Genomic DNA, 12,271 nt, shown 5'->3' with positions numbered 1-12,271 from the left:
ATCGGTGTGGTCGGTGGTCAGAGCGTGAAAGGGCGGCTCTCTCGGTGAAGCAACTACGGCTCGGGGTACTGGCCGGTCTCTTCGCCGTGGCCGGTGTGCTGTCCTGGGGCGGGGTACGGCTGTGGGACACGTTTGGCACACTGCCGAGCGTGCCGCTGGCCGCGCCGATCGTCCTCGCGGCGATCGCCGCGATCCTGACCGCGACCGCGCTGTCGCTCCGCGCCCGTCTCAAGGCCCAGCGCGAGCGCCGGCCAGACGCCAAGGGAGTGGAGCCGCTGATGGCGGCCCGTGCCGTGGTCTTCGCTCAGGCGAGCGCGCTGGTCGCGGCCCTGGTGGCCGGGATGTACGGCGGCACGGCCGTGTTCCTGCTGGGCTCTTTGGACATGCCGCCCCGCCGGGAGCAGGCGATCTATGCCGGCTTCTCGGTCCTGGCGGGCATCGCGGTGATCGCCGCGGCGCTGTTCCTGGAGCGGGTGTGCAAGCTGCCGGAGGACGGGGACGAAGGCGAGAGCGGGGGCGGCGGCCCGGCGCGGGCGTCCTGACCTGCTGGGGCTCCGCCCCCGGCCCCGTTTGAGGACGCTCAGTGCGCCATGATCAGGCTCATCGCCTCGTTGCGGGTCGCCACATCCCTCAGCTGTCCCCGCACCGCAGAGGTGATCGTCTTCGCGCCGGGCTTGCGGATGCCCCGCATCGACATGCACATGTGCTCGCATTCGATGACGACGATCACGCCGCGCGGCTCCAGGATCTCCATCAGCGAGTCGGCGATCTGCGTGGTCAACCGTTCCTGCACCTGGGGGCGGCGGGCGTAGACGTCGACCAGGCGGGCCAGCTTCGACAGGCCCGTGATCTTGCCCGTGGTCGACGGGATATAGCCCACATGGGCGACGCCGCGGAACGGCACCAGATGGTGTTCGCAGGTGCTGAAGACCTCGATGTCCTTCACCAGGACCATCTCGTCATGGCCCAGGTCGAAGGTGGTGGTCAGCACGTCCTCCGGCTGCTGCCACAGCCCTGCGAATATCTCCTTGTACGCGCGCGCCACCCGCCCCGGCGTCTCCCGCAGGCCCTCGCGGTCCGGGTCCTCGCCGACCGCGATCAGGAGCTCGCGTATGGCGTTCTCGGCGCGCTTCTCGTCGAACTCGCCGATCGTGCCTTCGCCGTCCAGCGTCACCGGGTCGGTCATGTGGTGCCTCGTTCCTCTGCTCTGAAGTGCACGCATGCAGAATGCCGCGCCCCCAGGCTAAAACCTTACGGGGCGCGGCATTCATTCCGGGGCAGGCCCGGGACGTGCGCAAGGGCCGGGCGGCGGCCCGGAAAGCCCGGGTGTCAGGCCTCCGGGCGCTCCTCCGCGGCCGCCTCGACGGCCGGAGCCTTCTTCGTCGTGTCCGTCGACGGCGGCAGGGCGCCATTGGCGTTGGAGCCGTTCGCGCCGTTCGTCAGGGCCAGCTCCTTCGGCGAGAGCACCGGAGGACGCGTGGAGGGCGTACGGCGAGAGGAGCCGGTCCACGCCGGGCGGGCCGGGCGCTTGATGACCGGGGCGAAGATCTCGGCGATCTCCTCCTTGCCGAGGGTCTCCTTCTCCAGCAGCTGGAGCACCAGGTTGTCGAGCACGTCACGATTCTCGACGAGGATCTCCCAGGCCTCGTTGTGCGCGGCCTCGATGAGCTTCTTGACCTCTTCGTCGACCAGCGCGGCGACCTCTTCCGAGTAGTCCCGCTGGTGCGCCATCTCCCGGCCCAGGAAGGGCTCGGTGTTGTCGCCGCCGAACTTGATCGCGCCGAGGCGCTCGGTCATGCCGTACTGGGTGACCATCGCGCGGGCCGTGGCCGTGGCCTTCTCGATGTCGTTCGCCGCGCCGGTGGTCGGGTCGTGGAAGACGAGCTCCTCGGCCGCCCGGCCGCCCAGCATATAGGCGAGCTGGTCGAGCATCTCATTGCGCGTGGTCGAGTACTTGTCCTCGTCCGGCAGGACCATCGTGTAGCCGAGGGCGCGGCCGCGCGACAAGATCGTGATCTTGTGGACCGGGTCGGAGTTCGGCGAGGCCGCCGCGACCAGGGCGTGACCGCCCTCGTGGTACGCGGTGATCTTCTTCTCCTTGTCCGACATGATCCGCGTCCGCTTCTGCGGACCCGCGACCACGCGGTCGATCGCCTCGTCCAGCGACTGGTTGTCGATCAGCTTCTTGTCGGTGCGCGCGGTGAGCAGCGCGGCCTCGTTGAGCACGTTCGACAGGTCGGCGCCGGTGAAGCCGGGCGTGCGGCGGGCGACCGCGCCCAGGTCGACGTCCGGAGCGACCGGCTTGCCCTTCTGGTGGACCTTGAGGATCTCCAGCCGGCCCTGCATGTCCGGGCGGTCGACGGCGATCTGCCGGTCGAAGCGGCCAGGGCGCAGCAGCGCGGGGTCGAGGATGTCGGGCCGGTTGGTGGCGGCGATCAGGATGACGCCGCCCTTGACGTCAAAGCCGTCCATCTCGACGAGGAGCTGGTTCAGGGTCTGCTCGCGCTCGTCGTGGCCGCCGCCGAGGCCCGCGCCGCGGTGCCGGCCGACAGCGTCGATCTCGTCGACGAAGACGATCGCCGGCGCGTTCGCCTTGGCCTGCTCGAACAGGTCGCGGACGCGGGAGGCGCCGACGCCGACGAACATCTCGACGAAGTCGGAGCCGGAGATCGAGTAGAACGGCACCCCGGCCTCGCCCGCGACGGCGCGCGCCAGCAGCGTCTTGCCGGTGCCGGGCGGGCCGTACAGCAGCACGCCCTTGGGGATCTTGGCGCCGACGGCCTGGAACTTCGCCGGCTCCTGCAGGAACTCCTTGATCTCGTGGAGTTCCTCGACGGCCTCGTCGGACCCCGCCACATCGGCGAACGTCGTCTTGGGGGTGTCCTTGGTGATCAGCTTGGCCTTGGATTTCCCGAAGTTCATCACTCGGGAGCCGCCGCCCTGCATCTGGTTCATCAGGAACAGGAAGACCAGGACGATCAGGACGAAGGGCAGCAGCGACAGCAGCACCGAGACGAACGGCGACTGCTTCGACGGCGAGACGGTGTAGCCCTTGTCGATTTCACCGGCCTCGTACTTCTGCTGCAGCTTGTCGGCCAGATCGGACCCCTGGGTGCCGATGTAGCTGGCCTGAATCTTGTCGCTGCCCTTGACCTCGACGCCGTCCTTGAGGTCGACCTTGATGATCTGTTCGTCGCCGGTGGTCAGCTTGACCTGTTCGACCTGGTTCTTGTCGATCGTCTGGACGACCTCACCGGTGTCCACCGTCTTGTAGCCGCCGGACGAGCCGACGACCTGCATCAACACGACCACGGCGAGGACGGCCAGCACGATCCACATGACCGGCCCACGGAAGTATCGCTTCACGTCCATCCATACGGAGCGATTACGCCCCGTCCCTCCTGCCCGTAGGTAAATGCTGCTGTGAGAAAAGACTGTTCTTCGGACGGTACCCCAGCATCGTCACTGCGACCGCATGGTACGGGTGACATACCCGCCCTCCCATCCTTCAACGGCGGGAGGGGGGCTGGGGTTCCCGGGCCGGCGGCGGCTGCGGCCAGGTCCTGGCCTAGCCGCCGTAGACGTGCGGCGCGAGGGTGCCGACGAACGGCAGATTGCGGTACTTCTCCGCGTAGTCAAGGCCGTAGCCGACGACGAACTCGTTCGGGATGTCGAAGCCGATCCACTTCACGTCGATGGCGACCTTTGCGGCATCCGGCTTACGCAGCAGCGTGCACACCTCAAGGGAGGCGGGCTCCCGCGAGCCGAGGTTGGACAGCAGCCACGACAGGGTGAGCCCCGAGTCGATGATGTCCTCGACGATCAGGACGTGCTTGCCCTTGATGTCGGTGTCCAGGTCCTTGAGGATCCGCACCACGCCGGAGGACTGGGTGCCCGCGCCGTAGGAGGAGACGGCCATCCAGTCCATGGTGGCGGGGGACGACAGCGCACGCGCCAGATCCGCCATCACCATGACGGCCCCCTTGAGGACGCCGACGAGGAGCAGGTCCTTGCCCGCGTACTCCGCGTCGATCTTCGCGGCCAGCTCGGCCAGCTTCGCGTCGATCTCTTCCTTGGTGATGAGCACCGACTGCAGGTCGGCGCCCATGTCCTTCTCGTTCACGCGGTCGCTCTCTGTCGTCTTTCCGGCTGTCTGTCGGGGGTCGGCGTCAGCTCTGCCGGATGACCAGTGTGCCACCCTGCCGGCGCGCTTCGACGCGGCCCGGCAGATTGATGGCCCGCTGGCCCCGCCAGCCGGTGATCAGACGGTCGACTTCCTCGACATGGCGGGCGAAGAGCGAGCCCGCGGGGGCGCCGGCCGCGATGACGGCCTTGCGCAGCACGCGGCGGCGGACAGCGGCGGGCAGGGCGTAGAGCTCGGCGCAGACCAGGCGCCCGGCGTCGTCCCGTACGGAGGCCTCGGCGGCGGCCGCCCAGGAGTCGAGGGCGTCGGCGTCGTCGCGGGAGAGCTGCGCGGTGCGGGCGAGGGCCTCGACGACGCCCTTGCCCAGCGCCTTCTCCAGGGCGGGCAGCCCTTCATGGCGCAGCCGGGAGCGGGTGTAGGCCGGGTCGGCGTTGTGCGGGTCGTCCCAGACGGGCAGCGACTGGACCATGCAGGCCTTGCGGGCGGTCTGCCGGTCGAGCTGGAGGAAGGGGCGGCGGTAGCGGCCGGCGACGCCGGAGACGGCTGCCATGCCGGCCAGCGAGCGGATGCCGGAGCCGCGGGCGAGGCCGAGCAGGACGGTTTCGGCCTGGTCGTCGCGGGTGTGGCCGAGCAGGACCGCGGCGGCGCCGAGGCGCTCTGCGGCGTCGTCGAGGGCGGCGTAGCGCGCGTCGCGGGCCGCGGCCTCGGGCCCCCCGTCACGGCCGACGCGCACGGCGACGGTCTCGACGGGGTCGAGGTCCATGGCGGTCAGGCGGGCGGCGACCTCGGCGGCGCGCTGCGCGGAGCCGTCCTGGAGGCCATGGTCGACGGTGACGGCGCCGGCGCGGATGCCCAGCTTGGGGGCCTCGAAGGCGAGAGCGGAGGCCAGTGCCATGGAGTCGGCGCCGCCGGAGCAGGCGACGAGGACCAGGGGGCCGTCGAGGGCGCGGGGGGCGCGGAGGCCGGGAGCCCCGAGCGGGGCCGGGGGAGCGCCGGGGCCGCTCTGTGTCTGCGGGGGGTGGCTGGGCCGGCTGTTCTGCCGCCGGTCCTGTTCGGTCGGATCGGCCGGATCGGCCAGGTGGTCGGTCAGGTCGGTCAGTACGTCGTGGAGTACGCGGCGGACCGCCAGGCGTATCGCCGCGACCGCAGGATGGGGACCCATGTCCGGTGCCCTTCGTGAAAAGTTGGGGGGTGCCTCGGTGGAGTCTGAATCGGAAGGTTCGGTCACTCAGAGTGCGTCGATGGTGACAGAACCGGGCCGTTCCCCGAGCATTGCACGCCTACCCATTGGCTACGGTCCCTCGGATGGGTGATTGAGGGGGCTTTCTTCTGCCGCTGATCGCCCGCACTTCACGACTCTGCTTTACGGTGCACCCGCGCGACCCAGTCCGCCGGTTTGGCGATCTCCGCCTTGGTGGGGAGGGTGTTCGGGGACGTCCAGACGCGATTGAAGCCGTCCATGCCGACCTCGTCGACCACAGCCCGGACGAAGCGCTCCCCGTCACGGTACTGGCGCAGCTTGGCGTCCAGTCCCAGGAGCTTGCGCAGCGCCTGGTCCAGCCGGCTCGCACCGCGCGCCCTGCGCTGCTGGAACTTCTCGCGGATCTCGGAGACGGACGGCACCACATCGGGCCCCACGCCGTCCATCACATAGTCCGCATGCCCTTCGAGCAGCGACATCACAGCGGTCAGCCGGCCGAGGATCTCCCGCTGCGCGGGGGTCTGCACCAGCTCCACGATGGAACGCCCGCCGCCCTCCTCGGCCTCCCCCTCGGGGCGGGCCCCGGCGAGCGACTGGGCGGCCTCCCGGAACCGCTCCAGCACGGTCATGGGGTCGACGTCGGTCTCGGCGAGGAATGCCTGGATCTCGCCCTCAAGATGGTCCTTGAGCCAGGGCACGCCGGTGAACTGGGTGCGGTGGGTCTCCTCGTGGAGACAGACCCAGAGCCGGAAGTCGTGCGGGTCGACGTCCAGTTCCCGCTCCACGTGGACGATGTTGGGGGCGACCAGGAGCAGCCGCCCGCCGCCCTCGCCGCCGGGCTGCGCGGGGTCGCCCGCGGGCAGATCGCGGCTCGCCGGGGCGAAGGTCTCGTACTGGCCGAGGACGCGGGAGGCCAGGAACGACAGCAGCATGCCCAGCTCCACGCCGGTGACCTTGCCGCCGACCGCGCCGAGGACGGCGCCGCCGGGGGTGCCGGCACGGCGCTCCTGCATCTTGTCCAGCAGCGGTTTCAGCAGCTCGCGGAAGCCCGCGACATTGGCCCGGACCCAGCCGGGCCGGTCCACGATCAGGACGGGGGTGTCCCGGGCCGCCGTCCCGTCCGGGATCATCCGGGTGAAGGAGCGGACGTGCTCCTCGGAGGCCAGCGCATGCCGCCGCAGCTCGGTGACGACGGCCCGCGCCTCGTCCCGGCTGACGTCGGGGCCTGGCCGCACGAAGCGGGTCGCGGTCGCCACGGCGAGGTTCCAGTCGACCATCTCGGCACCACCGATGCTCGTCATGCGTCAACCGTACGTGCTCGCCCGGGAAGGCGGAGTGCCATTGGCCGCCTGCCTGGGGGCTCCGCCCCAGACCCCTGCGCCTCAATCTCCCCCAGACTCCGTCCGGGGGTACCCCCACGGGGCTGAATTGTGCAGCCCCTTGCGCCTCAAACGCCGGCGGGGCTGAGTGTGCGGGCCCTCCCGCCGTAGACGCCGGCGAGGCCGAGCTTCCGGCCTCCGCACCGCAGACACCGGCCAGGCCGAGTTTCAGGCCCCCGCACCGCAAACGCCAGCGAGGCCGAGTGTGCGGGCCCTCCCGCCCCAAACTCCCCCAGACTCCGTCCGGGGGGGACCCCCAGGCGGGGCTGGATATGCGGGGCCTCGCGCTTCAGTCGCCGATGGGCTGAGTTTTCGGTCTCCGCGCCGCAAGACGTCGGCGGGGGTGGAGTTGGGGGCAGCCCGATCAAGCCTGTTGGGGGCACTTCCATGGGGGTACCCCCGGACGGAGTCTGGGGGAGGAGTCCGGGAGAGTTTGAGGACACGGGCCGCACAGCCCCTTCCCCCCGAAGGGGGGTCTGGGGGCGGAGCCCCCGGATTCAAGACGCCAGCGCGGCGGCGAGGCGGTCGAGGGCCGGGCGGGTCGTGTACGGGGAGGGGCTGTCGCCGGTCATGAAGGCGAAGGCCAGCAGACGGCCGTCCGGGGTGGCGACGGCGCCCGCGAGGGTGTCGACGCCGGTGAGGGTGCCGGTCTTGGCGCGTACCAGCCCGGTGCCGGCCGCGGTGGCGGGCGGACCGCCTGCGTAGCGGTCCTCCAGGGTGCCGCTGAACCCGGCGACCGGCAGCCCTGTGAGCACCGGGCGCAGCTCGGGCCGGCCCGGCTCCGCGGCCCGGGCGAGGAGGGCGGTGAGCAGCCCCGCGGAGGCCCGGTCGCGTCGGCTGAGCCCGCTGCCGTCGGCGAACCGCGCGCCCTTGACGTCGATCCCGAGGGCGGCGAGCTGTGCGGTGACGGCCCGCTCGGCGCCCGCGAAGCTCGCCCGTTCGCCCGCGGCCAGGGCGGTCTGGCGGGCGAGCGCTTCGGCGAGGTCGTTGTCGCTGTTCGTCAGCATCCGTTCGACCAGCGCAGACAGGGGCGCGGAGGCGACGGCGGCCAGCGGCTGCGCGGCGGCGGGCGCCCGGCCCGGCTTGGGGTCGGCGGCTTCGACGCCGTGCTCGCTCAGCAGCCGTACGAAGGCGTCGGCGGTGTCCCGCGCGGGGTCGGCGCTGCGCGGGGCGGGCCCGCGCAGCGAGTCGTCGAGCCGTCCCTGGTTCAGTGTCAGGGCGCTGACCGGGGCGATGTTGCTGTTGGGGCCGATGGGGTGGCGCGCGGGCCCGGAGTAGCGCGAGGCGTCGTAGACCAGCCGTACGGAGGCGGTCCCGCGCCCCCGCAGGGCCGTGGCCGTCCGCTCCGCGAGCGTGCGCAGCCGCTTGTCGTCCAGGGTGGCGTCGCCGCCCCCGACCAGCGTGATCTCCGTGGCGGCGGAGCCCCCCGGACGCGGCGGGGGCGCGACGACCGTCGTCTCGATGCGGTGGTCCGGGCCGAGGGCCCCGAGGACCGCGGTCGCCGTGGCGATCTTGATGGTGGACGCGGGCGTCATCGGGGTCCGCGCCCCGCGGGCGTACAGGCTCTCGCCGGTGGCGACGTCGACGACCGACGCGGTGCGCAGCGGACCGAGAGCAGGGTCGGCGAGGAGCGGGTCCAGCTTCCGGGACAGCTCTTGGGCAAGCTGCCGGGACGGTTTCCGCTCGGGGTCTGCGGGGGCGTCGGCCGGCGGGGTCTGCTGCCGCGGCGCGCGCAGCGCGGCGGCGTCGGGGACGCCGAGGGCGGTGAGGACGCCAGGGGCGCTGGGGGCGGGTTCGGGCCGCCCCCGAGGGGGCCCCGCCGCCGTGCCGTCGTGATGTGCGCCACCTGCGGGGCTGTAGGCCGCCGCCCACTCCCGCTCGGCCTTACGCTGACCGGAGTCCCATGGACCCGCCGCGGCCACCGCCCCGGCTGCAAGGACGCAGCCGACCGCGGCCGCGCCCGTCGCGAGCTGCCATGTCCTGACCTTCGGCCTGACCGACGGCACCTCGCATCAGCCCCTTTCGCGATCACACATCTGCGTGAGGGACACTTAACCACCAGACGTATGTGTTGATCATGGAGGAGCCACCCGTGGAGTTCGACGTCACCATCGAGATCCCGAAGGGTTCGCGGAACAAGTACGAGGTGGACCACGAGACCGGTCGGATCCGCCTGGACCGTCGACTCTTCACCTCGACCAGCTACCCGGCCGACTACGGCTTCGTCGAGGACACCCTCGGCGAGGACGGCGACCCGCTGGACGCGCTGGTCATTCTTGACGAGCCGACCTTCCCCGGCTGCCTGATCAAGTGCCGGGCCATCGGCATGTTCCGGATGACGGACGAGGCCGGCGGCGACGACAAGCTGCTGTGCGTGCCGGCCTCCGACCCGCGCGTGGAGCACCTGCGCGACATCCACCATGTCTCGGAGTTCGACCGCCTGGAGATCCAGCACTTCTTCGAGGTCTACAAGGACCTGGAGCCGGGCAAGTCCGTCGAGGGCGCGAACTGGGTCGGCCGCACCGAGGCGGAGGCGGAGATCGAGGCCTCCTACAAGCGCTACGAGGCGCAGGGCGGCCACTGAGACACGGCGCTTCACGGCCATGGGCGGGGCACCTCTTGCGGGGTGCCCCGCCCTCGTCGTATGCCAGGCCATGCCCATACTGAGCTGAGACGACGCCGAGTCGACGCCGAGTCGACGCTGAGACGACCACATCAGCCGGCGAGCAGACAGGAACGGGGAGCCTGGACAGGGAGCGAGGAACAGCCAGTGGTGGCGGAACCGGAGGGTCCGGAAGACCGGAAGCCTCACTCCGATGAGGCGCACAGCGCGTTCACTCCGCCGGATGGATTCGAGCAACCGGAACCGCCCGCGGAAGAGTCGCCGACCTCGGAGTTCGCCGTACCGCAGGGCATGGCCGCCCCCTTCGACACCCACCCCGACTCCGAGGGCTCCGCCTTCGCGACCCCCCTCACCTATCGCGCCAAACAGTCCCCGCCCGCCTTCACCCCCGCCCAGGGCGTCCCCGCGGTGCGGCTCGCCCGCCACACCCCCTGGCAGGACCGGATGCGCACCGTGCTGCGGATGCCGGTCGGCGAGCGCCCCGTGCCGGAGGCGATGCAGCGGCACGAGGACGAAGGCCCCGCGGTGCCGCGCGTGCTGGACCTCAGCCTGCGCATCGGCGAGCTGCTGCTCGCGGGCGGTGAGGGCGCGGAGGACGTCGAGGCGGCGATGTTCGCCGTCACCCACTCGTACGGTCTCGACCGCTGCGAGCCGACCGTCACCTTCACCCTGCTGTCGATCACCTATCAGCCGTCGCTGGTCGACGACCCGGTGAGCGCCAACCGGACCGTACGGCGACGGGGCACCGACTACACCCGGCTGGCCGCCGTCTACCAGCTGGTGCACGACATCAGCACCGAAGAGGAGCAGGTCTCCCTGGAGGAGGCCTACCGCAGGCTCGCGGAGATCCGCAGGAACCGCCACCCATACCCCGGCTGGGCGGTCACCGCCGCCGCCGGTCTGCTGGCCGGCTCCGCGTCCGTGCTGGTGGGCGGCAACACCATCGTCTTCATCGCGGCGGCGATCAGTGCGATGCTCGGCGACCGGCTGGCCTGGCTGCTCGCCGGCCGCGGGCTGCCGGAGTTCTACCAGTTCGTCGTGGCCGCAATGCCGTCCGCCGCGATGGGCGTGGGGCTGTCGCTCACCCCGCTGGACGTCCGCGCCTCCGCGGTGATCACCGGCGGTCTCTTCGCACTGATCCCCGGGCGGGCGCTGGTCGCCGGCGTCCAGGACGGGCTGACCGGCTTCTACATCACGGCGGCCGCGCGACTGCTGGAGGTCGTCTATCTGGTCGTCGGCATCGTCGTGGGCGTGCTGCTCGTGCTGTACTTCGGGGTCGCGCTGGACGCGGGGCTCACCCCGGAGACGGAGCTGCCCAGCAGGGAGCGCGCGGAGGTGCAGACCCTGGCGGCGATGGGGCTGTCACTGTGCTTCGCCATCCTGCTCCAGCAGGAACGCTCCACGGTGCTGCTCGCCACTCTCAACGGCGGCGTGGCCTGGGTGGTGTTCGGGGCGATGGCGCACACCGGCGATCTCTCCCCGGTGCTGTCGACGGCCGCGGCGGCGGGCCTGGTGGGGCTGTTCGGGCAGATGCTCTCGCGCTATCAGTTCACCTCGGCCCTGCCGTATGTGACCGCGTCGATCGGGCCGCTGCTGCCGGGCAGCGCGATCTACTTCGGGCTGCTGGAGATCGCCAGGGACCAGCTGAACCACGGACTGGCCTCCCTGAGCAAGGCGGCCGCGCTGGCGCTGGCCATCGCGATCGGGGTGAACCTCGGAGGCGAGCTGTCGCGTCTGTTCCTGCGGGTGCCGGGGCTCGGCGCGGAGGGCGGTCCGGGGCGGCGCGCGGCCAAGCGCACGCGCGGCTTCTGACCTCTGCGCCTTCGCTGCGCCTTCTCCGCGCCCTGGCCGTTTCCCGGTTCCCGGGCGTTCCCGTACGGCGCATAGGATGAACCCTCCTTCTGGGGTTCGCACGGTTCTGGGCTCGCACGACGAAAAAGCAGGAGATCATGGCGAAGTCGCCCGGCGGTCACGCCTTCAACGCCTTCCGCGGCACTCTCATCGGGGCCGCCGAGGTGGTCCCCGGCATCAGCGGCGGCACCGTGGCCCTGATCACCGGGGTCTACGAAAAGCTCATCGGCGGCGCGGGTTTCATCACCAGCGGACTGCGCATGGCCGCGGCCGACCTGCCGCGCGGCCGGGGCATGTCCCGGGCGGCCGCCGAGATGAAGAAGGCCGAATGGGGGACGCTGCTCCCGCTGCTCATCGGCATGGCGGCCGCGCTGGTGCTGGGCGCCAAGCTGCTGGCCCCGGTGATCGAGGAGCATCCGCAGTTCGCGTACGCCCTGTTCTTCGGGCTGGTGCTGGCCTCGCTGTGGGTGCCGTACTCCGGCTCCGGCAGGCGCTGGACCGCGGGGAACTACCTGCTCGGACTGCTCGTCGCGGCAGGGGCGTTCGTGCTGACGGGCCTGCCGCCCGCGCAGATGCCGACCCACCCCGCGATCGTCGGACTGGCCGGGGCGGTGGCGATCTGCGCGCTGGTGCTGCCGGGCGTCTCCGGCTCGTTCATCCTGCTCACACTGGGGCTGTACGAGCCGACGATGGACGCGGTCAACGAGCGCGACCTCGGCTATGTCGCGGTCTTCGGCACCGGGTGCGTCGTCGGTCTCGCGCTCTTTGTGAAGCTGCTGAAGTGGCTGCTGGAGAACTACCACCACATGACGCTCGTCGTGATGACCGGGCTGATGGCCGGTTCGCTGCGCGCCCTGTGGCCCTGGCAGGACGACGACCGCCACCTGCTCGCGCCGAGCGGCTCGGTCGGCCTCACCTTCGCGCTGATGGCCGTGGGCGTCGCCGTCGTGGTCGCGGTGCTGGTCGTGGAGCGCCGTGCGCACGCCAAGCGGGAGCGGACCGAGCAGCGCGGCGGCGGACGCGGGCGGCACGCGCGCGTGTCCGTCGGCGCGAACGACTGACCCCCGTCCGAC

Annotated in this window: 10 protein-coding genes; 4 read left to right on the top strand and 6 right to left on the bottom strand. The window is 71.4% G+C overall.

The features are described from left to right. The first annotated feature begins 44 nt into the window (after positions 1 to 44). Positions 45 to 542, top strand: a complete 498-nt coding sequence (locus tag OF819_RS15935) for a DUF3180 domain-containing protein (protein ID WP_267244181.1) — start codon at positions 45 to 47, stop codon at positions 540 to 542. A 38-nt stretch (positions 543 to 580) separates the two neighbouring features. Here the strand turns inward: OF819_RS15935 and folE are convergent, their stop codons facing one another. From folE to dacB, 6 genes are all read right to left on the bottom strand, one after another. Further along, positions 581 to 1,186, bottom strand: coding sequence for a GTP cyclohydrolase I FolE (gene folE, locus OF819_RS15930; RefSeq protein ID WP_267244180.1), 606 nt, complete (start codon positions 1,184 to 1,186; stop codon positions 581 to 583). Positions 1,187 to 1,329: 143 nt separating this feature from the next. Further along, complete coding sequence (ftsH, locus tag OF819_RS15925) at positions 1,330 to 3,372, bottom strand: ATP-dependent zinc metalloprotease FtsH (RefSeq protein WP_267244179.1); 2,043 nt, start codon at positions 3,370 to 3,372, stop codon at positions 1,330 to 1,332. Positions 3,373 to 3,568: 196 nt separating this feature from the next. Continuing rightward, on the bottom strand, positions 3,569 to 4,108 hold the full coding sequence (hpt, locus tag OF819_RS15920) for a hypoxanthine phosphoribosyltransferase (RefSeq protein ID WP_267244265.1): 540 nt from the start codon (positions 4,106 to 4,108) through the stop codon (positions 3,569 to 3,571). A 61-nt stretch (positions 4,109 to 4,169) separates the two neighbouring features. Further along, the gene (gene tilS, locus OF819_RS15915; protein WP_267244178.1) at positions 4,170 to 5,306 is read right to left on the bottom strand and encodes a tRNA lysidine(34) synthetase TilS; all 1,137 of its coding nucleotides are present in this window, start codon (positions 5,304 to 5,306) and stop codon (positions 4,170 to 4,172) included. 188 nt (positions 5,307 to 5,494) lie between these two features. Next, positions 5,495 to 6,646, bottom strand: a complete 1,152-nt coding sequence (locus OF819_RS15910; protein ID WP_267244177.1) for a zinc-dependent metalloprotease — start codon at positions 6,644 to 6,646, stop codon at positions 5,495 to 5,497. 575 nt (positions 6,647 to 7,221) lie between these two features. Beyond that, positions 7,222 to 8,730 carry a D-alanyl-D-alanine carboxypeptidase/D-alanyl-D-alanine-endopeptidase gene (gene dacB, locus OF819_RS15905; protein ID WP_267244176.1) on the bottom strand — a complete coding sequence of 503 codons (1,509 nt, stop codon included), beginning with the start codon at positions 8,728 to 8,730 and terminating at the stop codon, positions 7,222 to 7,224. Positions 8,731 to 8,816: 86 nt separating this feature from the next. Between dacB and OF819_RS15900 the strand changes: the two genes are divergently transcribed. The 3 genes from OF819_RS15900 to OF819_RS15890 all read left to right on the top strand — a co-directional run bounded on the left by OF819_RS15900 (position 8,817) and on the right by OF819_RS15890 (position 12,259). Then, positions 8,817 to 9,308, top strand: coding sequence for an inorganic diphosphatase (locus tag OF819_RS15900; RefSeq protein WP_267244264.1), 492 nt, complete (start codon positions 8,817 to 8,819; stop codon positions 9,306 to 9,308). Positions 9,309 to 9,494: 186 nt separating this feature from the next. Next, entirely contained in the window at positions 9,495 to 11,159 is a 1,665-nt protein-coding gene (locus tag OF819_RS15895; RefSeq protein ID WP_267244175.1) for a threonine/serine exporter family protein, read from the top strand. Positions 11,160 to 11,296: 137 nt separating this feature from the next. Continuing rightward, a complete protein-coding gene (locus OF819_RS15890) occupies positions 11,297 to 12,259 on the top strand; it encodes a DUF368 domain-containing protein (protein WP_267244174.1) in 963 nt (320 codons plus the stop codon). Positions 12,260 to 12,271: the final 12 nt, after the last annotated feature.

The organism is Streptomyces sp. PR69, from assembly GCF_026420845.1.
Classification (GTDB): Bacteria; Actinomycetota; Actinomycetes; order Streptomycetales; family Streptomycetaceae; genus Streptomyces.
This window is presented reverse-complemented; position numbering and strand designations above follow the sequence as displayed.